This window comes from Mucilaginibacter lutimaris, assembly GCF_042676625.1.
Classification (GTDB): domain Bacteria; phylum Bacteroidota; class Bacteroidia; order Sphingobacteriales; family Sphingobacteriaceae; genus Mucilaginibacter; species Mucilaginibacter lutimaris.
On sequence record NZ_JBHTIA010000007.1, the window covers coordinates 52,032 to 77,180 of the forward strand.

The 25,149-nt window shown below is 43.7% G+C and carries 23 protein-coding genes; 15 read left to right on the plus strand and 8 right to left on the minus strand.

Annotated elements, in window-relative coordinates; genetic code table 11:
• Positions 1 to 121 precede the first annotated feature (121 nt).
• Positions 122 to 1,978, minus strand: a complete 1,857-nt coding sequence (gene hscA / locus ACFQZI_RS10755) for a Fe-S protein assembly chaperone HscA (RefSeq protein WP_377142369.1) — start codon at positions 1,976 to 1,978, stop codon at positions 122 to 124.
• Positions 1,979 to 2,168: 190 nt separating this feature from the next.
• On the opposite strand from hscA, the gene ACFQZI_RS10760 reads away from it, so the two are divergent.
• Positions 2,169 to 4,985 carry a TolB family protein gene (locus tag ACFQZI_RS10760; protein WP_377142371.1) on the plus strand — a complete coding sequence of 939 codons (2,817 nt, stop codon included), beginning with the start codon at positions 2,169 to 2,171 and terminating at the stop codon, positions 4,983 to 4,985.
• A gap of 171 nt (positions 4,986 to 5,156) precedes the next feature.
• Here the strand turns inward: ACFQZI_RS10760 and ACFQZI_RS10765 are convergent, their stop codons facing one another.
• The 3 genes from ACFQZI_RS10765 to ACFQZI_RS10775 form a co-directional block, all read right to left on the minus strand.
• Positions 5,157 to 5,918: a copper homeostasis protein CutC gene (locus ACFQZI_RS10765; protein ID WP_377142373.1), complete on the minus strand. Its 762-nt coding sequence runs from the start codon at positions 5,916 to 5,918 to the stop codon at positions 5,157 to 5,159.
• Positions 5,919 to 5,987: 69 nt separating this feature from the next.
• The gene (locus tag ACFQZI_RS10770; protein ID WP_377142375.1) at positions 5,988 to 7,013 is read right to left on the minus strand and encodes a N(4)-(beta-N-acetylglucosaminyl)-L-asparaginase; all 1,026 of its coding nucleotides are present in this window, start codon (positions 7,011 to 7,013) and stop codon (positions 5,988 to 5,990) included.
• A 140-nt stretch (positions 7,014 to 7,153) separates the two neighbouring features.
• Positions 7,154 to 7,594 carry a putative signal transducing protein gene (locus ACFQZI_RS10775; RefSeq protein WP_377142377.1) on the minus strand — a complete coding sequence of 147 codons (441 nt, stop codon included), beginning with the start codon at positions 7,592 to 7,594 and terminating at the stop codon, positions 7,154 to 7,156.
• A gap of 15 nt (positions 7,595 to 7,609) precedes the next feature.
• Between ACFQZI_RS10775 and ACFQZI_RS10780 the strand changes: the two genes are divergently transcribed.
• Together ACFQZI_RS10780 and ACFQZI_RS10785 are read left to right on the plus strand one after the other, a co-directional pair.
• The gene (locus ACFQZI_RS10780) at positions 7,610 to 8,605 is read left to right on the plus strand and encodes a helix-turn-helix transcriptional regulator (protein ID WP_377142379.1); all 996 of its coding nucleotides are present in this window, start codon (positions 7,610 to 7,612) and stop codon (positions 8,603 to 8,605) included.
• 163 nt (positions 8,606 to 8,768) lie between these two features.
• Positions 8,769 to 9,191 (plus strand): SRPBCC family protein, encoded by a 423-nt coding sequence (locus ACFQZI_RS10785; protein ID WP_377142381.1) that lies wholly within the window; start codon positions 8,769 to 8,771, stop codon positions 9,189 to 9,191.
• Positions 9,192 to 9,220: 29 nt separating this feature from the next.
• On the opposite strand, the gene ACFQZI_RS10790 is transcribed toward ACFQZI_RS10785, so the two are convergent.
• Positions 9,221 to 10,555 carry a dihydroorotase gene (locus ACFQZI_RS10790; RefSeq protein WP_377142383.1) on the minus strand — a complete coding sequence of 445 codons (1,335 nt, stop codon included), beginning with the start codon at positions 10,553 to 10,555 and terminating at the stop codon, positions 9,221 to 9,223.
• Between the two features lie 105 nt (positions 10,556 to 10,660).
• Positions 10,661 to 11,299 (minus strand): hypothetical protein, encoded by a 639-nt coding sequence (locus tag ACFQZI_RS10795; protein ID WP_377142385.1) that lies wholly within the window; start codon positions 11,297 to 11,299, stop codon positions 10,661 to 10,663.
• 268 nt (positions 11,300 to 11,567) lie between these two features.
• Between ACFQZI_RS10795 and ACFQZI_RS10800 the strand changes: the two genes are divergently transcribed.
• The 9 genes from ACFQZI_RS10800 (at position 11,568) to ACFQZI_RS10840 (ending at position 21,292) form a co-directional block, all read left to right on the plus strand.
• Positions 11,568 to 12,932 (plus strand): DEAD/DEAH box helicase, encoded by a 1,365-nt coding sequence (locus ACFQZI_RS10800; protein WP_377142387.1) that lies wholly within the window; start codon positions 11,568 to 11,570, stop codon positions 12,930 to 12,932.
• Positions 12,892 to 13,203: a hypothetical protein gene (locus ACFQZI_RS10805; RefSeq protein ID WP_377142389.1), complete on the plus strand. Its 312-nt coding sequence runs from the start codon at positions 12,892 to 12,894 to the stop codon at positions 13,201 to 13,203. Before ACFQZI_RS10800 ends, ACFQZI_RS10805 begins: the two co-directional genes overlap by 41 nt.
• An 86-nt stretch (positions 13,204 to 13,289) precedes the next feature.
• Positions 13,290 to 13,622 carry a gliding motility protein GldC gene (gldC, locus tag ACFQZI_RS10810; RefSeq protein WP_121244780.1) on the plus strand — a complete coding sequence of 111 codons (333 nt, stop codon included), beginning with the start codon at positions 13,290 to 13,292 and terminating at the stop codon, positions 13,620 to 13,622.
• 22 nt (positions 13,623 to 13,644) lie between these two features.
• The gene (locus ACFQZI_RS10815; protein ID WP_377142392.1) at positions 13,645 to 13,947 is read left to right on the plus strand and encodes a hypothetical protein; all 303 of its coding nucleotides are present in this window, start codon (positions 13,645 to 13,647) and stop codon (positions 13,945 to 13,947) included.
• Between the two features lie 69 nt (positions 13,948 to 14,016).
• The gene (locus ACFQZI_RS10820; protein WP_377142394.1) at positions 14,017 to 14,367 is read left to right on the plus strand and encodes a hypothetical protein; all 351 of its coding nucleotides are present in this window, start codon (positions 14,017 to 14,019) and stop codon (positions 14,365 to 14,367) included.
• Positions 14,368 to 14,461: 94 nt separating this feature from the next.
• Entirely contained in the window at positions 14,462 to 17,902 is a 3,441-nt protein-coding gene (locus ACFQZI_RS10825) for a response regulator (protein WP_377142396.1), read from the plus strand.
• A gap of 1 nt (position 17,903) precedes the next feature.
• Positions 17,904 to 18,740 (plus strand): CheR family methyltransferase, encoded by an 837-nt coding sequence (locus ACFQZI_RS10830; protein WP_377142398.1) that lies wholly within the window; start codon positions 17,904 to 17,906, stop codon positions 18,738 to 18,740.
• Positions 18,730 to 19,317 (plus strand): chemotaxis protein CheB, encoded by a 588-nt coding sequence (locus ACFQZI_RS10835; protein WP_377142400.1) that lies wholly within the window; start codon positions 18,730 to 18,732, stop codon positions 19,315 to 19,317. The genes ACFQZI_RS10830 and ACFQZI_RS10835 overlap by 11 nt, the downstream gene beginning before the upstream one ends.
• Before the next feature lie 28 nt (positions 19,318 to 19,345).
• Positions 19,346 to 21,292 (plus strand): response regulator, encoded by a 1,947-nt coding sequence (locus tag ACFQZI_RS10840; protein ID WP_377142402.1) that lies wholly within the window; start codon positions 19,346 to 19,348, stop codon positions 21,290 to 21,292.
• Here ACFQZI_RS10840 and ACFQZI_RS10845 read toward each other — a convergent pair.
• A complete protein-coding gene (locus tag ACFQZI_RS10845) occupies positions 21,276 to 21,761 on the minus strand; it encodes a methylated-DNA--[protein]-cysteine S-methyltransferase (RefSeq protein WP_377142404.1) in 486 nt (161 codons plus the stop codon). The two genes, ACFQZI_RS10840 and ACFQZI_RS10845, sit on opposite strands and share 17 nt — an antisense overlap.
• Positions 21,761 to 22,573, minus strand: a complete 813-nt coding sequence (locus ACFQZI_RS10850) for an SDR family NAD(P)-dependent oxidoreductase (protein ID WP_377142406.1) — start codon at positions 22,571 to 22,573, stop codon at positions 21,761 to 21,763. Before ACFQZI_RS10850 ends, ACFQZI_RS10845 begins: the two co-directional genes overlap by 1 nt.
• Positions 22,574 to 22,878: 305 nt before the next feature.
• On the opposite strand from ACFQZI_RS10850, the gene ACFQZI_RS10855 reads away from it, so the two are divergent.
• The 3 genes from ACFQZI_RS10855 to ACFQZI_RS10865 are packed head-to-tail and all read left to right on the plus strand — an operon-like array spanning position 22,879 to position 25,012.
• Positions 22,879 to 23,562 (plus strand): heme exporter protein CcmB, encoded by a 684-nt coding sequence (locus tag ACFQZI_RS10855; protein ID WP_377142408.1) that lies wholly within the window; start codon positions 22,879 to 22,881, stop codon positions 23,560 to 23,562.
• Positions 23,562 to 24,779, plus strand: coding sequence for a carboxypeptidase-like regulatory domain-containing protein (locus ACFQZI_RS10860; protein WP_377142410.1), 1,218 nt, complete (start codon positions 23,562 to 23,564; stop codon positions 24,777 to 24,779). The genes ACFQZI_RS10855 and ACFQZI_RS10860 overlap by 1 nt, the downstream gene beginning before the upstream one ends.
• Before the next feature lie 17 nt (positions 24,780 to 24,796).
• Positions 24,797 to 25,012: a hypothetical protein gene (locus tag ACFQZI_RS10865; RefSeq protein ID WP_377142412.1), complete on the plus strand. Its 216-nt coding sequence runs from the start codon at positions 24,797 to 24,799 to the stop codon at positions 25,010 to 25,012.
• The last annotated feature ends 137 nt before the right edge of the window (positions 25,013 to 25,149 follow it).

The following is a 25,149-nucleotide window of genomic DNA, read 5'->3' on the forward strand; positions in this document are numbered from 1 at the left end:
TCTTTTGAGAGAAAAGAAATGAACTTACACTGGCGATTCATAATAACTACTGCCATTCCTAACGAAGAACTGATTGTATCGGGAGATTGCTTTGTTCCTCGCAATGACGGGTCGAAGAGTTTTATTCTATACTCTTACCCTTCATTGCCGTGGCAATGGCCACATCCATTACACGTTCGGCAAAGGGGCGGGTAAAGTTATTCAGTGCGTCTATCTTAGCGTGAATAAGGTCTTTATCGCCTGTACTTAAAGCGGCTTTAAGGGCTTCTAACTGGATGTTAGTTTCTGTGACTTCGTCAGCATTTAACAATTGCACGTTCTTTTTCAGGAAATTCTCCACGGTGTAAACCATTTGCTCCGCTTCGGTTTTAGCTTCTATCAGCATGCGGGCGCTAACATCGTCTTTAGCGTGGGTGATGCTATCCATTAGCATTTGCTCAACCAGGTCATCGGTAATGCCATAGGCTGGTTTTACTTCTACCTCCTGCTTAACGCCGCTGCGCAATTCAATAGCCTGTATTTTAAGAATGCCATCGGCATTCAGTATAAAGTTGATATCCACTTTTGGGAAACCCGCCGGCATGGCCGGTATGCCTTTTAATTCAAACTCGGCCAGTTTGCGGTTCTCGCTGATCAGGTCGCGCTCGCCCTGGTAAACGGCTATCTTCATGTTCACCTGCCCGTCTTTACTGGTGGTATATTGCCTGCCTGCTTTTGTGGGGATCTTGGAGTTACGGGGGATGATGGTATCCATTAAACCACCCATGGTTTCGATCCCTAAAGATAGAGGGGTAACATCAAGCAATAAAATATCGCTGCGGTTACCGGCCAAAACATCGGCCTGTATGGCAGCACCAAGGGCAACCACCTCATCGGGGTTAATGCCATCATGCACCGGGCGACCGAAAAATTCTGCCACCATCTTTTTAACCAGCGCCGTGCGGGTACTGCCGCCAACCATTACCACTTCATCAATATCTGCGGTGGTTAGTTTTGCATCCTTAAGCGCGTTTTGGCAGGCGGTTATGGTTTGCTGTACTTTAGGTAATATTAGTTCCTCAAAGGTATTGCGGTCTATGGTGCACCAAATGTCACCTATTTTTTCGTTGAACAGGCTTTGATGGGCAAACGCTTTTTTAGCTTCCTCAGCTTTTAGACGAAGTGCCTGTGTAAGCTCTCGATTATTGGCCAGTTCGGTTTTATCAATATTGTTTTTTTCTATCCAGTAATCGGCAATGGCGCGGTCAAAATCATCACCCCCTAAGAATGTATCGCCATTGGTTGATAGCACTTCAAATATGCCGTTCTGGATCTGCAGGATTGATACATCAAAGGTACCACCACCAAGGTCATACACGGCAATGGTTTTGGTTTCTTCGGGGTTTAAACCGATACCATAAGCAAGGCTCGCGGCGGTTGGCTCGTTCACAATACGCAAAACATCAAGCCCGGCCAGTTTACCTGCATCGCGTGTAGCCTGGCGCTGAGAATCGTTAAAATAAGCAGGCACGGTTATAACGGCGCGGGTAACAGGCGTTTTAAGGGCATGTTCGGCGCGGTCTTTAAGTTCTTTTAAGATAAGGCCCGATAGCTCGATAGGGTTGTAGAATTTATCGCCCACCTTAATTTTCACCAGGTTCTCGCTATCGTCGTCAATTATCTTGTAGGAGAAAAAGTTTTGGTAGTTTTTTACATCGGCATAAGAGCGGCCAAGCAAACGCTTAACCGAAAATACGGTGTTCTGCGGATCGGTGATCAAATATTCTTTGGCTTCGTTACCAACCGTGATATCGCCCGTAGGGCCAAAGTGCACAACAGAGGGCACCAGTACGCCTTTGCCGGCATCGTTTATCACACGCGGCTCTTTCTCCGGGTTAATAAAAGCCACCAGCGAATTGGTTGTACCCAGGTCGATGCCTACAATAATATCTTCTTTTTGTATTGAACCCGTTGCCAGGTTGATAGAAACTTTAGCCATAACAGTAAATCACAAAGCGCAAATGTACTTAGTTTTAAGGGATGGAGTGTCATTTGGATTTCGGATTTCGATTGTCTAAACCCGAATTTTTAGAATTAACGAATTTTGGGGACCAATAAACTTCAAATTCTCTTTATTCAACAAATTCGTTTAATTCGAGTTCAGACAATTTTATTACTTTCACCATCCAATGAAACGCCTGCTACTTGCCCTGCTTTTACTCCTTGCCGTAACCTCTAAAGCGCAGCAATTTGGTGGCAACCCGCCATCTGTTGAGTGGAAACAAGTGCAATCGCCGGTTGCACGGGTTATTTATCCGCAGGGATTGGATTCGGTAGCGCAGCGTGTGGCGCAAACCATAGCGCAAATGAACAGTAGCATACAGCCCACCATCGGTTTTAAGCAAAGGCGGGTAAGTATTGTGCTGCAAAACCAAACAACCATATCAAATGCCTATGTTGGCCTGGCCCCGTTTCGCAGCGAGTTTTACCTTACACCCGGCCAAAATAGTTTTGATGTAGGCAGCCTGCCATGGTCCGAACAGTTGGCCATACACGAGTTTAGGCACGTGCAGCAATACAATAATTTTAGAGTAGGCTTATCAAAGGTTATCAGCATTCCGTTTGGCGAGGGTGGGCAGGCCTTAGCCAACGCGCTTTCAGTGCCCGATTGGTTTTTTGAAGGCGATGCCGTATATAACGAAACCCTGGTAAGCCAACAGGGCAGGGGAAGATTGCCGTATTTTTTTAACGGTTTCCGCGCGTTATGGGCGGCAGGTAAAAATTATAGCTGGATGAAGCTGCGCAACGGTTCGTACCTTGATTATACCCCCAACCACTACCCCTTAGGTTATATGATGGTAGCCTACGGCCGCGAAAAATATGGCAACGATTTTTGGCGGGGCGTTACGCATGATGCCGCTGCCTTTAATACCGGCTTTTACCCATTACAAGGTGCTATAAAAAAGCATGCCGGCGTAAATTATACCGCTTTTAGGGATGCCGCTTTTGATCACTTTAAACAGGTTTATAAGGACGATGCCAGGGCTACCGATCTAAAATTAAAAAACCGGCACTTTGTTGCTGACGAAGAGTTCCCGGCGTACATTAATGATAGTACGCTGATTTATTTAAGAACCACCTACAACCATATCACGAAATTTGTTATCCGCACGGGAAATAAAGAGCGGACCATTGCCACTCAAAGCATCAACACCGATAATTTTTTTAGCTACCACAATGGAAAAATAATTTATGCCGCTTACCGCCCCGATCTGCGCTGGGGTTACCGCAACTATAACGAGCTAATGGTGCTTGATATAACAACCGGAAAAGAGCGCCGCATTACCCGTAAAACCAAATACTTTTCGCCCGCTTTTAGTGCCGATGGACAAACCATTGTGGCGGTACAGGTAGCACCTACAGGTAAAAGCGAATTACATTTGTTAAATACGAATGGTAAATTAGTATCAGTATTGCCAAACACAGCGGGGTTGTTTTATACCTACCCTAAGTTTTATGGCGATGATAGGCTGGTCTCGGCAGTTCGGAATCAAAAAGGCGAAATGTCGCTGGCCTTGATCGATATCAGATCGGGCGCGACAAGCTACCTGCTGCCATTTAGTTTCGGGCCTATAGCCTTTCCGCAGGTGCAGGGCGAGATGGTTTATTTCACCAAAGCTTCGGGTTTGAATGATGAATTGTTCGCGCTCAGCTTAAGTAACAAACAATTATCATTGCTTAGCGCGCCAGCCTGGGGGGGCTCTATAGGTTTTTACCAGCCTGCTATCAGTTCCAATAAAATAGCCTGGACGAGCTTTACGGCTTCGGGCTATCAGTTGCAGCAGGTCAACCTGGCCGATATTCAGAGGTTGCCAATAAGTACTGCTAAGGTGTTCACTGCTTTACCAGAAATGAATATAAGTGCGCTTAAAAATGACAGGGCCGCTAATTTTCTCGCAGCTGTAAAACCCAAGCCGCTACCGGTAACTAATTACAGTAAACTGCACGGGCTGTTTAATTTTCACAGTATATTCCCAAGCCTTGCCGACCCAAACTACGCTATACAGTTAGTGGGGAACAATGTGCTAAATACATTCGATTCGCAGGTTACCTTTACTTATAACCGCGACGAAGGTTATAAAAGCATAGGTTACGATGCCGCTTACGGCGCGTTTTTCCCATACCTGCTTGCCGGTGCAGATTATACCTTTGACCGCCGCGGGCTATACAAAGGCAACAGCATCTATTATAACGAAACAGATATACATGGCGGGTTGCAGGTGCCGCTTAACTTTTCGGCAGGTAAAAATATAATTTCCTTATCGGTAGGCAGCAGTTATTACTACAGCCGCAATACTTTCCAGGAAGCGTTCCGCACATTATTTAAGGATAGCTATTACACTTACCTAAGCAATACGCTTCGTTTTAGCAATCAAACGCAAAAGGCACGGCAAAATATCAATCCGCATTTTGCGCAAAACCTGTATATCAGCTATAAAAAATCGGTTTCAGGTCGCGAGGCTAACCAAATACTAAGCACCGGATCGCTATATTTCCCAGGCTTATCTACCAACCATAGCCTTGTTTTGAGTGGCGCCTACCAGCACAGAGGGCAAAATAATGGCATCGGTTTTTCAAACGATTTCCCCTTCTCGTACGGTTATAATGCCGAAAACCTTGATGACATGAGCAAATTTGCCGCGAGCTACCATTTCCCAATAGCTTACCCCGACGGCGGTTTTGGCAACCTACTGTATTTAATGCGCCTGCGTGGAAATATATTTTACGAACAAACCCATGCGAAGGCGTTAAACTTTTACACCAACGGTGCAATCTTCAGGCAGGATTTTCGGTCGGTCGGTGGGGCAGTGTTCTTCGATACCAAGTGGTTTAACCAGGGCGCTATATCATTCGGCATCCGTTACAGCCGTTTGCTGGATAACGATTTCTTTGGCGGCAGCGGCAGAAATAGGGTAGAGTTGGTGTTGCCGGTGAGTATATTTTAATTTGTGAATTATTGATTTAGTGAATTGGTGATTAATTAGTTGTCATGCTGAACGAACAGTGAAGCATCTATTCGCCGACTTGTAAGATGTACATTAGATCCTTCGCTATCGCTCAGGATGACAAATAGTGATTATCAAATCAAAATCACTAATTCAGTCATAAACCACTAATTACCTATTCGCCGCTTGTAATATCGCCTTCACTTTCTCGGGGCTGGTAACATCAAGGCTATATTCGTCGGTGATGCCGCCGGTTAGTAGTATGTGGTCGTTTTTATATTGCATACCACCCTGATAGTTGATACGTGCGGAGGAGTGTACTTCGGTTGCGCCGGTAAAATGTACAAGGTCGGCAACATTATTTTCTGTAATTCCGCTGCCGGGCATAATTGCTATACGGCCGGCGGCCTTTTCTATCAGGTGCGCAATTGTACTGGCACCTTCCATAGCAGTGCTTTTACCACCCGATGTAAGGATGCGTTCGCACCCCATTTCAATGATCTGTTCAAGCGCAGTAAATTGATCGGCACACATATCAAACGCGCGGTGAAACGTTACCCCAAGGCCCCACTGGCGGGCAAGGCGCACCAATTCGGTACAACGTTTAACATCAATAGTTCCGTCGGCATTAAGCATACCTATCACCACACCATCGCAGCCTGCTTCTATACAGGTGCGTATATCGGCCTGCATTACTTCAAATTCGAGATCGGTATAAAGGAAATCACCTCGCCGTGGGCGAATCAATACGTAAAGTTTGATGTGCAGATGTTTACGGGCCAATATGATTTGGCCGTATGAAGGAGTAGTGCCACCTTCGGCAAGGTTTTCGCAAAGTTCAACCCTTTTGGCACCGCCTTTTTGTGCTGCAATAGCCGAGGTTGCCGAGTTAGCGCAAACTTCAAGTGCTACTGATGAAGGTTTATGGTTCATATATTCCAAAGTAGGTTATGTTGTACAAAACCTTTCAATTAACAAAATATTGTTCCGGCATATCTGCCATTAATTCTTTTTAATGTCTTTATAATAACTTTCGCCGGGTATCAGTAAATCCTGCTTGTTTTTATCGCATACGGCAAAGCTAAACCCTTCTTGTATGGCATAAGCGCCGTATTCGCCTTTTTTATTAATGGCTAAAAAGCCAACCTGTATCTCTTTGGCAATTTCGGGTTTCTTTTTAATAATGCGGTGTACGGCCTCTTTACAGGCATCGCGCGGAGAGTACCCTTGGCGCATTAGTTCCACCACCAAAAAGCTACCCACATTGCGGATCACCTCTTCGCCCACACCGGTAGAGGTGGCACCGCCAACTTCGTTATCAACAAATAAACCTGCACCAATTATAGGGCTGTCGCCAACACGGCCATGCAGTTTAAACGCCATGCCGCTGGTAGTGCAGGCACCGCTGATATTACCTTTAGCGTCAATAGCAAGCATACCAATAGTATCGTGGTTATATTTACTGCCCGGGCGGTGCTGCTCGTTCTCTATATTCATTTTTGGCGAATACTGTGCTTTTACCAGCCATTTTTTCCAGGCCTTTTCAGATTCGGGGGTAAGCAGTTTTTCCTTTTTAATACCCTGTTCAACGGCAAACTGGGTTGCGCCGTCGCCAACCAGCATCACGTGCGGGGTTTTTTCCATTACCAGCCTGGCAACGGTAATAGGGTGAGCAATGTTTTCCATGGCTGCCACCGAGCCGCAATTACCAAATTCATCCATTATGCAGGCATCAAGCGTAACACGGCCATCGCGGTCGGGGTAACCGGCACGTCCCACAGTATGGTTCTTCATATCTGCTTCGGGGATCTTAACACCGGCCTCAACCGCGTCAAGCGCGCGGCCGCCTTTTTCGAGCGTTTTCCAGGCCTCTTTGTTAGCAGCAACGCCAAAGTCCCAGGTAGATATTACTATCGGTAGCCTGTCGCCGGGCACTGTTGGAATATTCTTAGCAGTAGCATACTTTGATAAAGTAGCCACTGAGGCCGTTAAAGCCGTTAACTTTATAAATTTGCGACGGTTATACATACGATAAATATAATGATAGGGCAATAATAAGTATAAATGTATCAGCTTTGATACAATTTGATTCACCGAAATTCTCTCCAAAGGAGAAGACTTGAAAAAGTTTTACTCTCTCTCCTTCGGAAAGCCAGGAGAGGGGCCTTTCACTCAAAATCCCTTTGGCAATTAAAACAATGCCATGCCTTACGCGAGTAAAAGGGCAATACCGAAAATAATGCCGATATCAACACAACCAGCCAATGCGCTTTTCGCTCAGTCGCCGGGCCGAACCGCACGTTGGTAGACCCGCAATAGGGGCAAATTACAGGGGAATGGGTTTCTTCATCTATCTCAAAATGGTCTTGTTCGTGCAGGTCGCCATCACGGGCTAAAATTTCTCGGCTGCGTTCAAGGTCACGTTCAAATATTTTTAGTTTGATGCCACCTACCGCGTTGTTAAACACAGGGTTGGCCGATATAATGTTATCATCAGCAATAAAGCAGGGAATACCATTATCTTCCAGTTTTGTACGCATAATATGCGCCAGCATCGGGTCGTAATACTGCTCCAGGGTAATGATCTTATCTTCTGGTTGTGCTGCCATTTTTATATAACATTTATGCTAAGGTACTTTGTTTTTACTTATTTTGGGGCTATGAACCGTATCGACCGTATCTCTGCCATATTAATACAACTGCAAGCCCGCCGTATTGTAAAGGCCAGCGATATTGCGGCACGGTTTAATATAAGCCTGCGCACGGTTTACCGGGATGTGCGGTCGTTAGAGGAAGCGGGTGTACCCATCATAGGCGAGGCCGGGGTAGGTTATTCGCTGGTTGATGGCTACCGTTTACCGCCTATTATGTTTACTAAAGAGGAAGCCACCGCCTTTTTAACCGCCGAAAAGTTTGTAGAGAAAATGACAGACGCGTCTACCACGGCGCATCACCGCTCGGCCATGGATAAAATAAGGGCGATACTGAAGACAACAGAAAAAGATCTGTTAGAGAGCATGGATGGCAGTATAGAAGTGCTTAAAAGCCAAACCCAGCGTCGTGTTAACAATAACAACCATATACAAACCATCCTGAACGGTATTGCCGGTAAAAAGGTGCTTTGTATAGATTATACCGCGGGCTATACGCAAACCAAAACCAACAGGCATATTGAGCCTATAGGAATATTTTATTTAGATAGCTACTGGCACCTGATAGCCTATTGCCGCATGCGTAACGATTACCGCGACTTTAGGCTCGACCGCATTAGCGGGATACAGGAAACTGACATCACTTTTAAGGGCAGCCACCCAAAACTTAAGGATTATCTTGCACAAACCGCCTCAGAACACCAACTGGAAACCATTGTGATCAAGGTTAACAGCAGTATTACCAATTTTATAAACGAACAGCGTTTTTACCACGGATTCGTATCAGAGAAGCATACGGGCAACCATACCGAAATGACCTTTTTGACCATTTCTGTAGAAGGGTTTGTGCGCTGGTTTATGATGTTTGGCGACCATGCCGAGATCATAAGCCCTCAAAAGGTGAAAGAGAAGGTGGTGGAAGTAGCCGGGGGGATATTGCAGCGGAATCTTGATACCATATCGGTATAATTTTTCTACCCTTATTTACTTAGAAAAAGGGGCGGGCAAAGTGGTAACAGGGTGAGTAAAGTCTTGAAATTTTACTCCTCTGCTGACATACTGTTGTCAATCATCGGCGTTTATTTGTGGCAATAAAATATAACAATTTTCACTCACAACTAATTTTGTACTCATGATCACGTTAACAACCAAAGTAGAATTTAACGCCCCTGCCGCTGAAGTTTGGAAAGGTTTAACCGACCCTGAAATGGTTAAACAATATTTTTTTGGCACTCAGCTAAAATCAAATTGGCAAGAGGGCAGCCCTATAACCTTTAGCGGCGAATGGAATGGCAAAAGCTACGAAGATAAAGGCGTTATTAAAGAAATAGTACCGGGTAGGTATGTAAGGTACAGCTATTGGAGCAGCATGGCAGGTACCAAAGATGAACCTGAGAACTATGCCGATGTAAGCTATGAACTGGATGCACAATGCGACAACACTGCCATCCTTACCATTACCCAAACTAATGTTAAGGACGAGGCTGCCAAAGAACACTCTGGAAAGAGCTGGCAGATGATGTTTGATGGTTTGAAAAAGCTTATTGAAAAATAACGCCGGCTCTTAACTCCGGCTTAATTATATCAGCGGGTAAAGGTCATTCTTTGCCCGCTTTTTTCATTTACAAGGTTGCCATTATCGTAAACTAAATTACCGGATACAATGGTGCTTACAACCCTTGCCTTAAAGGTGCTTCCCTCAAACGGCGACCAGCCGCACTTATAAAGAATGTTACCTTTATTTACCTGGCATGGGTTATTTAAATCTACCAAAGCCAAATCGGCCCAGTAGCCTTCGCGAATGAAGCCGCGTTTTTCTATTTGGAAGATGGTGGCCACGTTATGCGCCATCTTTTCTGCTATCTGTTCCAGCGTTATTTTGCCATGATGATAAAGTTCCAGCATAGCAGGCAGGGCATGTTGTACCAACGGGCCGCCGCTTGGGGCTTGGAGGTATGCCTGCGATTTTTCTTCGATGGTATGCGGGGCATGGTCGGTAGCAATAATGTCTATGCGGCCATCTAAAACAGCTTTCAGTATATCATCGCGGTCGGCTTCGGTTTTTACCGCGGGGTTCCATTTTATCAAGTTGCCTTTTTCCTCGTAATCCGCATCGGTAAACCATAAATGATGAATGCAGGCTTCGGCGGTTATACGCTTGTTAGCCAGTGGTATATCATTGCTGAATAAGTTTGTTTCTTTAGCGGTAGAAATATGCAGGATGTGGAGGCGGGTATTGTGTTTTTTTGCCAGTTCTACCGCCATAGACGATGAGAGGTAACAGGCCTCGGCGCTGCGTATCTTGGGGTGTAGTTTTATTGGGATGTTCTCGCCAAGCAATTGTTTGTAATGCTCCAGGTTGCTTTTGATGGTTGCCTCGTCTTCGCAATGGGTAGCTATCAGCATCGGCGATTGGGCGAACAAATGTTCAAGCGTTGTGGGGTTATCTACCAGCATATTCCCGGTTGACGAACCCATAAAAACCTTTACCCCGCAAACATTTTGGGCATCGGTACGCAAAACCTCATCCAGGTTATTGTTTGATGCACCCATAAAAAACGAGTAATTGGCCGGCGATGTTTTTGCGGCTATATCATACTTATCCTGCAGCAACTGCTGTGTTAGCGTATTGGGCACAGTGTTGGGCATCTCCATAAAGGAAGTGATACCACCGGCTACAGCGGCCCTGGATTCTGATGCGATATTACCCTTATGGGTTAACCCCGGCTCGCGAAAGTGTACCTGGTCATCTATACAACCCGGGAAAAGGTGCAGGCCTTCGGCATTGATCTCTTTATCGGCCGGTTGGTTTATTTGCCCGTCTATCCGCTCAATAAAACCATCTTTTATAAAAATGTCGGCCTCGGTTTGTTTGCCTTCGTTTACTACTGTAGCGTTTTTAATGAGGATAGTTGCCATGAGAGCAAATATAGATTTTTTAGGGGAGGCAAGAAATCAAGAATCAAGAGACAAGGCAATTTACTAAAGACTTCTTGATTCCTGACTCTTATGATCTTGATTCCCTTACTTCCCGCCAAAATAATAATTAACCCCGAAGTTAAAGTTGTTGTTTAAGCTGGCGTTTACAAAGTTACTGTGGCTTAGGTAATTGTATTGATAGCTAATGTTACCAAAGCCCATATTTAAACCAACCTTTGGCGACGGAAAGAAAACCACATTAGGCCCGGCGTAAGCGGCAAAGTGGCCGTTGGTAAAATCATTTGCTACATGCGATGTGCTTACACCCATTTGAGGGTAAAAGCCAAACTTATCGTTTACCATACAATAATAGCGCAGGTTTATAGCCAGGCCTACTATATCGGTATGATATTTATTGGTGTAGCTGTAATTGCTTGCCGGTGTGGTGGCCGAGTAAAAGTTTGAGGTTTCGGTGCCAGATACCCTTGAGTAACCCGGCTGGATGCCTATAGCCAGTTTATTGCCAACAAAAAAGCCAAACTCGGGGCTGATGTTAAAATTGGTGATCTTGTAATTAAAATACTGGGTGACACCGCTGTCGAAATTGAAATTCTGCACAGTGCCGTCTTCGTCGTAGCTAAAATTAAAGCTGCCGCCAATAAATTTGTGGCCTTTGCCAACCTGCGCCTGTGCCGCGCCTAAAATAAAAACAGAAGTAATTGCAGTAAGTAAAAGTTTTTTCATGTTGTGATTTAAGTGTGTGCGAAGATACGCCTCAGGCACCTTATACGCATGGCAGGGTAAGTATGATACAGGAATATTATCAGTAATTTAGAATGCATACTTTGCACGGGAGTTTACTCACCCGACTACGCTACGCTCGTCGACCCTCTTTGCGCAGCAGAGAGGGTATAACGAAAGAGGGTGATAATAGATAGGGTGTTCAACACCCCTCTCTACTGCGTAGAGAGGGGGCAGGGGTGAGTAAAACAAAAACCTTATCTTTGCGGCTATGGCTGTAACTTTTGAAGATTTTAAATTTAACCGGCAAATACTGAATGCCATTGCCGACGCCGGTTATACCGAAGCTACGCCTATTCAGCAGAAAGCTATCCCGCCTATTTTGAACGGGCAGGATGTAATGGGTATAGCGCAAACCGGTACAGGTAAAACCGCTGCGTACGTACTGCCCATTTTAATGAAACTTAAGTATGCGCAGGGCGAAAATCCGAGGGCGCTCATCGTATCGCCAACGCGCGAGCTGGCCATGCAAATAGAGGAGAACATAAAGGCCTTTGCCGTAAATACCGACCTGCGTGTGGTAGTGCTGTACGGAGGCATCGGCCCCAAAACGCAAATAGAGAACCTGAAAAAGGGTGTGGACATAATTGTAGCCACCCCGGGCCGTTTTTTAGATACTTACATAGCAGGGCATATCGTCACCAAAACAATCACCACTTTGGTATTGGATGAAGCTGATAAGATGATGGATATGGGCTTTATGCCGCAAATAAACCGCATTTTGGAAGTAGTGCCGGTGAAGCGCCAAAACCTGTTGTTCTCAGCAACCATGTCTGAGAAGGTGCAGGAGTTGTCATACAATTTCCTGGAGTTCCCGACCATTATTGAAGTTACCCCACAGGCTACCACCGCAGAAACTGTCGACCAGCAATTATACCATGTACCCAATGTAAAAACCAAAATAAACCTGCTTAAAACGCTTTTAGATAAAGAAGGCGACATTAAAAAGCTGATGATATTTTGTAAAACCCGCGTAGCTGCCGAGGATGTTTATAAATTTTTGCTACGCAAGTTTGGTGAAAAAGAGGTGAAGGTGCTGCATGCCAACAAAGGGCAAAACACGCGCATCAACTCCATTAATTCTTTTAAGAACGATGAAGTGAAAATATTGGTAGCTACCGACGTAGCCTCGCGCGGTATTGATGTGAGCGATGTAAGCCATGTAATAAACTTTGATGTACCGGTGGTGATAGAAGATTACGTACACCGAATTGGCCGTACAGGCAGGGCCTATAACTCGGGTGTGGCCATTACGTTTGCTGTGCCGTCAGAAGAGTATTACATCAATAAGATCCAGAAGCTTATCCGCCAAACCATTCCGGTACATGACATACCCGATGAGGTTTTTATTGAAGAGACCCCATACCAGGAACGGCAAGACCAGGCCCGCGAAATAGATTTGCAAAAGCGTAAAGAGGATCCCGATTTTAAAGGGGCCTTCCACGAAAAGAAAACGCTTAATCAGCATAAGAAATTTGATGCTGAAAAAGCCAAACGAAACCCCAACAGTGCTAACAAAAAACCAGCTAAACAATATGGCGGAGCAAACCGATCTGCAAAAAAGAAACGATATTAAGCGGGCAAAATTCAGGATAAGTCCGTTGAATTTTGCAACGGCTGCGCTCTTTATCCTGGCAGGATATATTTTTATTTACGGCGCTAAAATTACCGGCAGCCCCTACGAACATTGGAGTGGCACCATCGGGCTTATATTTGTTTTGTTTGGGGTAGTTGTGTCATTGCTGGATATAATTTTCCGGAATTTCTTCTCCGAGACCAAAAAACTATGGATTGTAGAGCTAAGCTTTATAACTTTGGTGCTCATTATATTTTTCCTTGTTAAATAATATATTGATGTGCGGATATGCAGATGTGTAAATATGCAGATGTAGGAATCGCTAAATCAATAATTCACTAAATCACTAATTAAAGAATGAAGACCGCTGAAATAAAACTTACCATCCAACTCGACGATAATAATATTCCTGAGAATATCCTGTGGGAATCAACCGACTCTAAAAACAAAGAGGCCCTTCCCGTTCAGGCCATGATGCTTTCGCTATGGGACAAAAGCTACCAAAACACCTTGAAGATTGACCTTTGGACAAAAGACATGCCCGTTGACGAGATGAAACGCTTTTTCTACGAAACACTGCAAACCATGGGCGACACTTTCTTACGTGCCACCGGCGAAAAAAATATTGTAGAAGACCTGCGCGATTACTGTGCTCACTTCGCCGATAAAATGGAGATCAAAAAACAATAGATCGGGCTTCCTAAATGTTTATATGAAATACTTTAAGCAATTACTACTACTTCCTAAAGCATTCAGGTTAGTATTTGTATTGCTTTTAGTTGTTGTTTGGGTAGCAATCAGTAATTTTCATCAGCGTAATGTTACTTTTAATGGGATTATAGAAAAAATCAGGTATGAGGAACCCAAACATATACTTTTTATCACGGTGAATCGTAAAGAGTACGATATAGAACACTATCAATGGCACCCCAATTATTCCCTTGCTGTTGGAGATAGTGCCGTTAAGAAAAAAGGAGAAGAAGGATTTTTATTAATTAAATCACATCAAAAATAATCAATGCGCCCCGCATCACTTATCACATTATTAGGGTTTATTATATTAATCGCTGCGACCTATTGCCCCATGCTCCGTGTTTTTCATATAAAAACATTAGACGTATACGGTCTAAGCAAGCCTTATGGTATGGTAATTATGCTGGTAGGCGTTATTGGTATATTGTGTACCGTTTTAAACCAAACCAAAGTAACACGCATTGCCGCTTTTGCATCGTTAGTATTAGTTGTATTATTATATGTGGCCGCATTGTTAAAAGTTAAGGCAAGCTTTAGCTTTATACCGTTTAAAGGCATCAATGGCTTTTTAACGCGCCAAATAGCTTTTAAATGGGGATGGTATATATTATTTGCCGGGCCGGTATTATCTGTGTTAGGCGTTTTAACATCAAAAAAGCGCGTTTATTCCGAAGGGAATTAAGTGCGATACCACCTATATGTTTATTAGTTAATAGTATTTTACGTGCAAATATTTTTAAACATATTTGTAGTACTTAAAATCACATCTCACCACTATGTTCAAGCTTTCTTTTCGCAACCAGGTATTAGCAGGTTTTGCTGTATCAATAATACTTGTGTTTGTTGTTGGCACCCTTTCGTTTACCAGTATCAAGCAGTTGGAAGATGATACTGTTTGGGTAGATCATACGCAAAAGGTTATTAAAACCACTACTAATTTACTGCAATATTTAGTTGATAGTGAAACAGGAATGCGCGGCTATGGCGCAACGGCCAATAAGCAGTTTTTAGACCCGTATAATGATGCTGTACCGAAAATTACCGAAACTTTAAACCAGTTAGCAACATTAACTGCGGATAATCCGGCACAAATAAAACGTGTCGATTCCCTTAAATTAATAGTTAATCGGCAGCTAAATATTCTTAAAACAAATATTGAGACCCGCGAGGCAAAAGGCCTTGATTTTATGATTGCCAATAAAATGTTTTTAAATGGCAAAGGCAACATGGATAGCATTCGCGACCTGAATAAACGCGTAGTAGAAACCGAAAATAATTTACTTGCCGAGCGTAAAGCAGCATCAGATAAAGCATCTCAAAGGGCCATTATAGTGATTGTAATTGGCTGTATGGTGTTTGTATTGATCATTGTGATCATGTTTTACTACATACAAGCAACCTTTGCCCGCCAGAAAAAAATTGAAGAGGAAGTGCGGATAGCCAATCTGGAATTGGAGAAGGTTTTAAGAGAAAATGAAACTAAAAATTGGCTGCTTACCGGTAGTGGTACCATTAACGAGAAAATGCAGGGCCAGCAAAGCGAGAAGGAACTGTCTCAAAATATTTTAACAGAGCTTAGCAAATACGCCGGCGCGCTTACAGGCACCTTGTATCTTTTTGATGAGAACGAAGAAAAGCTTAATTTATACGCATCTTATGCTTTCAACGATCCATCACAATTAAAACAAACCATACGTATCTCCGAAGGCTGGATAGGGCAGGCTGCCAAAGAGGGTAAATCGGCATTGGTAAAAGGTAAGCTGAACGATAAGCTGCAACTGGGTTCATCTATTTTGCAGGATGAGTTGATAGAAACCTTTATTGTACCTTTCTTTTTTGACGGTAAGCTAAAGGGCGTTATTGAGCTCGGTTTCCGCGACCAGGTGCCTGATACGGTTAAAGAATATATATTACTGGTATCAAATGATATTGGTATTGCCGTTAACACTTCGCAGGCCCGCACCATCATGCACGATCTGTTCGAAGAAACGCAGCAACAGGCCGAGGAACTTGAGGCACAGCAGGAAGAAATGCGCGTTACCAACGAAGAACTGATGAATAAAACAGAAATGTTGCAGGCATCAGAAGAAGAGTTACGCGTACAGCAGGAAGAACTACGTACCATCAACGCCGAGCTGGAAGAGAAAGCAAGTTTGCTTGAAGAAAAGAACCAGGCGATTGAGGAAGCCCGCCAGTCTATCAGTATAAAAGCGAACGAACTGGAAACAACCGGCAGGTATAAATCAGAATTTTTGGCCAATATGAGCCACGAATTGCGTACACCGCTAAATAGTATTTTAGTGCTGGCGCGGATCCTGAAAGACAACAAACCGCTAAACCTGTCAGAGGATCAGATAAAATACGCCAGCGTAATTTTCAACGCCGGTAACGACCTGCTTACTTTAATTAACGATATCCTCGACCTTTCAAAAATAGAATCGGGCAAACTGGATATGCAGAATGAGGACATCAAGGTGTCGGATATCTTAAGCGATATGCAATCGTTGTTTGCCGAAGTGGCCAGCAACAAAAAAATAAATTATTCAACAAATTCATCTGGCGTTCCGGCCACTATTTATACCGATAAGGTTAGGGTAGAGCAGGTGATCAAAAACCTTTTATCAAACGCGTTTAAGTTTACGCCCGAAAACGGCACCATCAGCATTAACGCTGTTGCAGGCCCGCGCGAAAACACCATCAGCTTTAAAATTAAAGATTCGGGTATTGGCATCCCTCCCGATAAACAAAAGATCATATTCGAGGCCTTTCAACAAGCCGATGGTTCAACAAGCCGCAAATATGGCGGCACAGGTCTTGGTCTGTCCATCAGCCGCGAACTGGCAACTCTGTTAGGCGGTAACATCACGCTTACCAGTACACCCGGCCAGGGCAGCGAGTTTACTTTGACCCTGCCATTTGAAGCTAAGCATGTAGAAAACGCGGAAGAAACGCTGCCGACGGTAGAAAACTATAGCCCAACCAAAAACTTTTTTGATTCAGTAGTCACCAAATCTACCGACCCTGATCACGAACCCTTTGTTGTTATTGTGGAGGATGATAAGAACTTCTCCATCATCTTACAGGATTACGCCCGCGACCATGGCTTTAAATCGGTAATGGTTAATGAGGGTACCAACGCGGTTGAGATCATAAAAGAACAACAGCCTGATGCCGTAATACTTGATATTATGTTACCGGGTAAAGATGGCTGGCAAATACTTAAAGAACTAAAGCAGGACGCCGCCACCATGCACATTCCGGTTCACCTGATGAGCGCAGGTGAGGCAGCTGCTAACCGTGTGCGTAAGGAGGGTGCTATTAGCTTCCTTAAAAAACCGGTTAACACCGAAACTTTAGACAAGCTGTTTGGCGATATTATGGCCAACAGCGGCACCAAATTTACCCAGATACTGTTGGTTGAAGACCATAAAGCGCAGAGCCAGGCCCTCAAAGACCTGATGCAGAGCCAGGGTATTACGGTTGACCAGGCCTTTGACGGCGAATCCGCATTCAGGATGCTGCACGAAAACGAGTACCAGTGTGTGATACTTGACCTTAACCTGCCGGATATTTCGGGCCTCGACCTGTTAGACAAGATAAAGGAAGTAGACAAATTTGCATCGCTGCCCGTTATTATCAACACGGCCATGGAGCTTGATAAGAGTTCGGTAAACAGGTTGATGCAATATGCTAATGCCATGGTGGTGAAAACCACCAAATCGTCAGACAGGCTGATAGACGAGGTTAACCTGTTCCTGAACAAAATAAGCGAAAGCGGCGCTACTGCTCAAAACTTAAGTATGGGTAAAGCTAAAACCACCGTAACCAATGGCAAAGAAGCTATCAAAGGCAAAAAAGTTTTGGTGGTTGATGATGATATGCGCAACATATTCGCACTAAGCAGCGCGCTGGAAAGTTACGACCTTAACGTAGTGATTGCCAACGACGGTGAGGAAGCTATTGCTAAACTTGAAGAGGACGCCGGTATCGACATTGTATTAATGGACATAATGATGCCTAAAATGGATGGTTACGAGGCTACAAGGCATATACGCAGGCAAAACAAATGGGCAAAACTGCCTGTTATTGCGTTAACTGCAAAAGCAATGAAGGATGACCGTGAAAAATGTATAGCGGCCGGTGCTAATGATTACATTACAAAGCCGGTGGATATTGACAGGTTAATTGCATTGATGCAAATGTGGCTTGATAATTAATATGAAAGAACCGGTTACTAAAGACGCTATTACAAGTGTACAGCTAAACGAACTGATAGATATTGTAAAAAAGATCCACGGGTTTGATTTTAGCGATTATACCGAAGCATCTTTTAAACGCAGGCTGGGCCGTATAATGATGCTTAAAAAGCTCAATTTTTACGATCTTAAGCATGTGCTCATCAACGACCATAGCTTCTTCCAGGAGTTTCTGGAAGAAATTACGGTTAACGTTACCGAGATGTTTCGCGATCCGTCGTTTTATAAAGCCCTTAAAACCCAGGTTGTGCCTTACCTTTCAACCTATCAGCATATAAAAGTGTGGTGTGCGGGCTGTTCCTCGGGCGAGGAAGTATACTCATTGGCTATTCTTTTAAAAGAGGAGAACCTTATCAAAAAATCGTTCATATACGGTACCGATATCAATACCGAAGTTTTGAACGAGGCGCGCAAGGGCATTTACAGCCTGCGCAAGATAAAAAGCTACTCAGAAAATTACCTGTTTACCGGCTTGCCCGGTTCCCTTACCGATCATTTTACCATTATGTATGATGCTGCCACTGTACATAGCGAATTGAAGCAGAATACCCTGTTCTCGGTGCATAACTTAATATCAGACACCGGTTTTAACGAGTTCCAGATGATATCGTGCCGCAACGTTTTTATTTACTTTGAAACCGAATTGCAGTACAAGATATTAGACTTGTTTTACAAAAGTTTGTGCCCGTTGGGTTACCTTTGCCTTGGCAACAAGGAAACTATCCGCTCTGATGTTTTTCGCAAGAAATTCAAAGTGATCAATCAAAAAGAAAATATATACCAAAAAATTGGCTCTTGATGATAATATAAGGCAACGCTGGGCACAGTCTAAAATACTTGTTTTGGGTGGTTCGGCAGGGTCTTTTAAGCTATTGTTTAAGTTAGTTAAGATACTGCCTCCAAACTTCGATAAAACGGTTATTATTGTTATCCATCGCAAAAAGAATTTTTTTAGCGAGATAGAAAAACTGTTCGCAGAAAATAGCCGTATGTTGTTGAGGGAAATTAGTGATAAGGAGCCGATACAGGGAAATACGATATATATTGCCCCGGCAAATTATCACACCCTTGTGGAGAACGAAGGCTTTTTTAGCCTTGATGTTTCTGAACCCGTATGGTACTCAAAACCATCTATCGATGTAACTTTTGAGAGCGTTGCGGATGTTTATAAAGAACGTGTTACCGCTGTTTTATTCTCTGGTGCAAATCAGGATGGGGCCGGGGGATTATTAAAACTGCGCCTGAACGGTGCATTAACAATTGCCCAGAACCCGCAGGAAGCCGAGATGGCAGAGATGCCGCAAGCTGCCATTGATATACATGCTGCCGAATATATTTTGCGCGCTAATGAGATATTTGAACTGCTGGAAGAATAAAATTTATCCGATACCTTACTTTACATAAATGACCCCAATAAATATCCTTATTGTTGACGATAGGGAGGAAAATATCATAGCTCTTGAAGCATTGCTTAGCCGTAACGATATACGGTTGTTTACCACCACGTCGCCCAACGATGCTTTAAAAATTGCCTGGGAGAACAATATTTCTGTAGCACTTGTAGATGTTCAAATGCCCGAAATGGATGGCTTTGAACTAGTAGAGATGTTAAAATCAAACCCCCGCACAAAGGATATTATGGTGATTTTTGTTACTGCTATATCCAAAGAATCTAAATACGCGGTAAAGGGCTTTGGTGCAGGTGCTGTCGACTATCTTTTTAAACCATTAGATCCATATATAACATCGGCCAAGGTTGATGCCTTTGTAACCCTTGCCCGCCAGCGCGAAGAAATAAAACAAAAGAACGAAGAGCTTAAAGACTTTGCCCTTGTTGTAAAAAACAGCGCCGATATAATATGTTCTGTTGATGCAGGCAGCTTACGTATAAAAACTATAAACCCTGCTGTTGAAGCCATATTGGGCTACAAACAAACCGAAGTGTTTGGTACAAGTATTATTGACCTTGCCGTTGAAGACCAGCGCGCCGAGCTGCGCCGCAAACTTGGCGAGATCATCAAGGATAACCGTAACTTTGCTGTTTTTGAGTTTCAGTTCAATACGTTTGATAAGAGGGTTATATGGGTAGAGTGCCGCGCATCCTTTCGTGGTAACACCATATTTATCAATATTAGTGATAGCTCGCCGCAAAAAAGTTACCAGCAGCAGCTTATCAAATCAAAAGAACTTGCCGAGTATGGCAAAAAAGTTAAAGAAACTTTTCTTGCCAACATGAGCCACGAGCTGCGCACCCCGGTGAACGGCATAATTGGCATTGGTAATTTGTTACGTAAAACCACGCTGAACGAGCAGCAGGGTAATCTTTTAGATATGCTGGATACTTCATCGCGCTCTTTATTAGGGGTGATAAACGATGTGCTGGATATTTCTAAAATAGAAGCAGGGAAGTTTAGTATTGTGCGTTCGCCTAATAACCTGCGGGTTATTGTAAATTCGGTTTTTGGCCTGTTGAAGTTTAATGCTGATGAAAAGAATATTGAATTTTTGCTGGAAATAGATGACGATGTGCCCGAAACATTGCAGATAGATTCGTTACGCCTTAACCAGATACTGATGAACCTACTGAGTAATGCCATAAAGTTTACCGACCGCGGGCGTGTAAGGTTAAGCGTATCTGTCCTACAGAAGTTAAATGACAAGGTTAAGCTAAAGTTTAGTGTAGAAGATACCGGTATAGGTATAGCTCCTGAAAGGTTATCAAAAATATTTGAATCGTTTGAGCAGGCCGAAGATGATACATCTGCTAAATATGGAGGTACCGGCCTTGGGCTAACCATTGTTAAAAAGTTAATTGAATTAAAAGGCGGCGACCTTACCGTTAGCAGTAAAGTTGGCCAGGGCACCATATTTAACTTTACCAACTGGTTTAACATTGCCAAAAATAAAACAGAGGCAAAAGCTCCTGCGCCCGATAAAAAACTTGCGCCCTTTGTAAACGTTAGCGTGTTAGTTGCCGAAGATAATGTGATAAACCAGTTTATGGTAACCAAAATACTAAAGGACTGGAACGTTACTGTGGCCGTTGCTGAAAGCGGCAATAAGGCCATTGAGATGCTGAGAGAAAATGATTACGACCTTATATTGATGGATACGCATATGCCGGGCTTAAATGGTTATCAGTCGGCCCGTATTATACGTACAGAGTTCGAGGAACCTATGCGCAGCGTACCTATCATCTCGCTTTCTGCCTCGGCTTTTGAGCACGAGCAAACAGAAGCATTAGCGGCCGGTATGAACGATGTTTTACCCAAACCATTTGAAGCGCATCAGCTCCACGCAAAAATGCTGAAGCTTTTAAAAGGTAAAAATGATATTAAAAAGCCAGTTTAGTTTGTCCGATGCCCAGTACACGGGCTTCGTGTTCTAACAGCCATTGTTTGCGCCAAAGCCCGCCTGCATAGCCGGTAAGGCTGCCGTTGCTGCCAATAACCCGATGGCAGGGTACAATAACCCATAAATTATTTTTTCCGTTGGCTGCCGCGATCGCGCGTATAGCCAGCGGGTTTTTCATATTGTTTGCCTGTTTGTTATATGTAGTGGTTGTACCATATGGTATAGTTAGCAATTCCCGCCAAACAGTTTGCTGAAATGCCGACCCCGGTTGGTTTAGCGGCAGGTCAAAATCTTTCCTGTCGCCCGCAAAGTATTCATCCAGTTGTTTCATGGTTTCCAGCAGGATAGGAGAGGTTGTTTCGGTTTCTTCCACATCCTCATCGCGAATGGAAACTTTAAGCAAATGCGTATCATCCGCAACCAACAGGGCCACGCCAACAGGTGTGCGGTGATATACCTCGTACATTATTTGCCTTGTTGTGCTTTGTTAAGCGATCTTAAATAAACCTTGCTCATTTTGCTGCCAATAAATTTGCCCGGCAAAAAGTTCATGAACACGTTACCTACGCGATTGAAGAACCCGGGCACATAATTATACTTTCGTGTAACGAGCGCGTGTATAGCTTCTTTGGCGGCTTGTTTTACCGGCATTAGCCAGCCTTGCAAAGCTTCAAACTCAGCGCCGTGTGTCATTTCAGTTGCGATACCGCCCGGGGCGAAAACGGTTATAGAAAAATCCGGATTGGTTAATTCGTTATGCAGCGCGTTTCCAAAAGCGGTAGTAAAAGCTTTAGTTGCAGAATAAGCCGCCTGGTAGGGCACCGGAAAAAAGCCCGCCATGCTTGATACCAGCATCAGCCCGCCCTGCCTGCCGGGTTTGTCGAAATATTTTACCAATGCGTTCGTCATGCGCACCACACCAATTACGTTTGTTTTAAGGATACTATCGAATTTGTCCCACTCCAACTCGGTATGACGGCCAAAATAGGTTACGCCCGCGTTTAATATAGCGGCGTAAAGGTTGCCTTCGGCTATGCTCTCAGCAACTAAAAGGTCTGCGGCTTCGGGGATAGAAAGATCGGCGACTATAACTTTAACTTGTACACCTGCGGTCTGCTCCAGCTCGGCCTTTAACTCGTTCAGTTTATCGGCACGGCGGGCAGCTATAATTAGGTTGGCTTTGTGCACATGTGCCAACTGGCGGGCCATTTCCTGCCCAAGTCCGCTGGATGCGCCGGTTACCAATACCCATTTATTATTCAGTTGCAGGTTTTTCATGTTGCTAAGGTAGGGTTTTGATAGGAAGTCCGAAAGACCGGAAGAATTTTGGAATTGCTAAGAGATTACTCACCCCGACTTCGCTTCGCTCGTCGACCCTCTCTCCGCAAGCGGAAAGAGGGTGAACAAATTCTAAAAGTCCTCTCCTTTGGAGAGGATTTAGGTGAGGCTAAAGCAGAGAGGGGGCAGGGGGTGAGTCAACTACAGCTAATTTTTCGACAAGCTCACCATGACCTCGCCTTTCTTACTTTCCCGACTTCGGACTTTCGACTTAGAACTTCAGACTTTTTACTTTAATTTGCAGCATGAAATTGCTCGGGCAAACTATCGAACTTTTAAAGAAGGAGATCATCCTCGAATGGCGGTCAAAATACGCTTTCAATGGTATCCTGCTTTACATAGTATCTACCGTGTTTGTGTGCTACATTTCGTTTAACCTCAACCCCGGGTTTAAAGAAAGCCAGGGTTATCCAATTGTTTGGAATATCCTGTTTTGGATAATTATGCTGTTTGCATCGGTAAACGCCATTGCCAAAAGCTTTTTGCAGGAAAGTAAGGCGCGTTTGCTTTACTACTATTCCATCGCGCATCCGCAGGCTGTTATCCTTTCAAAAACCATCTACAACACGATGCTCATGTCGCTTTTAAGCGTATTAGCCTTAATTGTTTACAAACTGTTTTTTCCTAACCCCGTGGGCGATTCGCTTTTTTATTTTGTAACGGTGATGCTGGGTGCCATGAGCTTTTCTACCGTGTTCACCATGATTTCGGCCATCGCTTCAAAGGCGGGCAATAACGGTACACTCATGGCTATCCTGAGCTTCCCGGTTATCATCCCGGTAATACTGCTACTTGTTAGGGTAAGCAAAGCCGCCATGGATGGTATAGACCGTAGCCTTAGCTTAGGTAACATTGGTGTGTTGTTAGCAATAAATGCCATTGTTATAGCGTCATCACTAATACTTTTCCCTTACCTGTGGCGCGATTAATGTTTTTAACCTCAAAATACAGTTTTGTTATGCGCCGCTGGTGCTTTTTGTTCCTGTGTGTAATTGTAAGCTTTAACGCTTTAGCACAAAATGTTATTAACGGTAAAGTGGTTACAAATTCAAATAACCCGGTAGCAAAGGCAAGTGTATTTTTAAACAACGCCACGTTTGGTACGGCTACTAATGATGATGGCACATTCAGCCTGCGCGGTGTAAAACCCGGTCAGTATGACCTCGTTGTATCTGCCATTGGGTTTGAAGAATACACACAAAAGGTTATGGTGGGCTCGGCAGCAACTAACCTCAATATAAGCCTCACCCCAAAGGTGATGATGATGCGCGAGGTTATCATTTCTACCAATGCCGATTGGAAAAAGAACTTTGAACAGTTTAAGAAGGATTTTATTGGTGTTACCGAAAACGCCCGGTTTTGTAAAATAGAGAACCCTAAAATACTTAACTTATCATACAGCCGCAAAAAAATGGAGCTGGAAGCCTTTACCGATGAGTTTTTGGTGATGGAAAACGACGCGCTTGGTTACCGTGTGAAATTTTTATTAAAAGAGTTTTTAAGCAGCGCGTTAAACAATACCACCAGCTACAGCGGGCGTGCCTTGTTTGAAGAACTGCCGGGCACCGAAGCGCAAAAGGCCAAATGGAAGCAAAAGCGCGATGAGGCTTATTACGGCTCGGCAAGGCATTTTTACCGCTCTTTGTATAAGAACAGGTTGAAACAGGAGGGGTTTGAGATATATGATTTTAACCGCGCTGTAGACCCCAACCGGGCACCTGATGTGGTTATCCAGAAAAAGCTAAAACAGTTTCAGATGGTTAACCGCGACTCGGTAAGATATTGGCTGGCGCAGCAAAATATGCCCCGTTGGTATAAAGAGAAACTTACCAAACCGGCCTTAACCGGCTACCAGATCATCCGCAAACCACCGCAGGAAGGTTTATTTGTGATGACCTTTCCAAATTACCTGTACGTGGTTTATACCAAAAAGCACGAGACCCAGGATTTTAAAGACCTTTATCGCCCGCTGGATATGGAGAACTTTGAAACCAGTGTAATAACGTTACTTAGCCCGGCTGTTTTTTTTGATCTGAATGGGACGGTAGTTGCTGATAGTCCGCTTTATGAAGGCACCTGGAGCAAAGCCAAACTGGCAAATTTACTTCCGGTAGATTATGAGCCGTCGGAGCAGGTGGGAAATTAAACTAATTTTTATTTATCATGAAAAAACAACCTTGGTTTTACGGTAATTTATATCCTGTATATATCTTAATACCTGTTTTAGCATACACTTATTTTAAAATAAGGGACGATTATTCTATTCCATATATTAAAATTATACAAGTAATAATTGCTTTTATCAATTTAGGATTAGTGGTATTCATGCAAGTTGTTCATTATAAAAGGAAACAATTTGAAAGAGGTTTAAAAAAATAGGCCTTCATCTTAAGGTTGTGACTCCAAGCGTTCTTTTATTACCCTATCAAACTTTCAATTCAACCAACATCTTAAATAAACAATTATAATTGTTATGCATGCATAATGAAACATTGCTAATAATATCGCTGTGTGCA

Bases quoted from the DNA above. Each gene is read 5' to 3' on its own strand.
- hscA (WP_377142369.1), bottom strand. From the start codon at position 1,978: ATGGCTAAAGTTTCTATCAACCTGGCAACGGGTTCAATACAAAAAGAA.
- ACFQZI_RS10760 (WP_377142371.1), top strand. From the start codon at position 2,169: ATGAAACGCCTGCTACTTGCCCTGCTTTTACTCCTTGCCGTAACCTCT.
- ACFQZI_RS10765 (WP_377142373.1), bottom strand. From the start codon at position 5,918: ATGAACCATAAACCTTCATCAGTAGCACTTGAAGTTTGCGCTAACTCG.
- ACFQZI_RS10770 (WP_377142375.1), bottom strand. From the start codon at position 7,013: ATGTATAACCGTCGCAAATTTATAAAGTTAACGGCTTTAACGGCCTCA.
- ACFQZI_RS10775 (WP_377142377.1), bottom strand. From the start codon at position 7,594: ATGGCAGCACAACCAGAAGATAAGATCATTACCCTGGAGCAGTATTAC.
- ACFQZI_RS10780 (WP_377142379.1), top strand. From the start codon at position 7,610: ATGCTAAGGTACTTTGTTTTTACTTATTTTGGGGCTATGAACCGTATC.
- ACFQZI_RS10785 (WP_377142381.1), top strand. From the start codon at position 8,769: ATGATCACGTTAACAACCAAAGTAGAATTTAACGCCCCTGCCGCTGAA.
- ACFQZI_RS10790 (WP_377142383.1), bottom strand. From the start codon at position 10,555: ATGGCAACTATCCTCATTAAAAACGCTACAGTAGTAAACGAAGGCAAA.
- ACFQZI_RS10795 (WP_377142385.1), bottom strand. From the start codon at position 11,299: ATGAAAAAACTTTTACTTACTGCAATTACTTCTGTTTTTATTTTAGGC.
- ACFQZI_RS10800 (WP_377142387.1), top strand. From the start codon at position 11,568: ATGGCTGTAACTTTTGAAGATTTTAAATTTAACCGGCAAATACTGAAT.
- ACFQZI_RS10805 (WP_377142389.1), top strand. From the start codon at position 12,892: ATGGCGGAGCAAACCGATCTGCAAAAAAGAAACGATATTAAGCGGGCA.
- gldC (WP_121244780.1), top strand. From the start codon at position 13,290: ATGAAGACCGCTGAAATAAAACTTACCATCCAACTCGACGATAATAAT.
- ACFQZI_RS10815 (WP_377142392.1), top strand. From the start codon at position 13,645: ATGAAATACTTTAAGCAATTACTACTACTTCCTAAAGCATTCAGGTTA.
- ACFQZI_RS10820 (WP_377142394.1), top strand. From the start codon at position 14,017: ATGCTCCGTGTTTTTCATATAAAAACATTAGACGTATACGGTCTAAGC.
- ACFQZI_RS10825 (WP_377142396.1), top strand. From the start codon at position 14,462: ATGTTCAAGCTTTCTTTTCGCAACCAGGTATTAGCAGGTTTTGCTGTA.
- ACFQZI_RS10830 (WP_377142398.1), top strand. From the start codon at position 17,904: ATGAAAGAACCGGTTACTAAAGACGCTATTACAAGTGTACAGCTAAAC.
- ACFQZI_RS10840 (WP_377142402.1), top strand. From the start codon at position 19,346: ATGACCCCAATAAATATCCTTATTGTTGACGATAGGGAGGAAAATATC.
- ACFQZI_RS10845 (WP_377142404.1), bottom strand. From the start codon at position 21,761: ATGTACGAGGTATATCACCGCACACCTGTTGGCGTGGCCCTGTTGGTT.
- ACFQZI_RS10850 (WP_377142406.1), bottom strand. From the start codon at position 22,573: ATGAAAAACCTGCAACTGAATAATAAATGGGTATTGGTAACCGGCGCA.
- ACFQZI_RS10855 (WP_377142408.1), top strand. From the start codon at position 22,879: ATGAAATTGCTCGGGCAAACTATCGAACTTTTAAAGAAGGAGATCATC.
- ACFQZI_RS10860 (WP_377142410.1), top strand. From the start codon at position 23,562: ATGTTTTTAACCTCAAAATACAGTTTTGTTATGCGCCGCTGGTGCTTT.
- ACFQZI_RS10865 (WP_377142412.1), top strand. From the start codon at position 24,797: ATGAAAAAACAACCTTGGTTTTACGGTAATTTATATCCTGTATATATC.